Annotated in this window: 1 protein-coding gene; it reads right to left on the bottom strand. The window is 32.3% G+C overall.

The genetic code is table 11. The annotated features are described in order from the left end of the window. The coding region (locus tag GUI70_RS25935) for a hypothetical protein (RefSeq protein ID WP_272952940.1) at positions 1 to 257 on the bottom strand (257 nt) is incomplete at both ends.

Below are 257 nucleotides of genomic sequence, written 5' to 3'. Positions count from 1 at the left end.
GATAGAAATACGAATAAACAAATGATAATCATCGGCGGCCCTAAAAATATGTGCCATTGTCTTGTTAAATTATATGCTGGTTCGTCATTTGCTTTTTTAGCATAATATGTCAAAAATCCTGATGAAATATATAAAACTGAAATAATTGCCAAGAATACTACAGACCAAGCAAATGGGCTTAATAGTAACTGCACCCAATCTAGATCGATAACATTGTTTCGAACATTAATATAGCCACCTTCTGTAATAGTTAAAGC

It is taken from the genome of Deinococcus alpinitundrae (assembly GCF_009982895.1).
Taxonomy (GTDB): domain Bacteria; phylum Deinococcota; class Deinococci; order Deinococcales; family Deinococcaceae; genus Deinococcus; species Deinococcus alpinitundrae.
The sequence above is the reverse complement of the archived record's forward strand: the minus strand, read 5'-3'. Positions and strand labels throughout refer to the sequence as shown.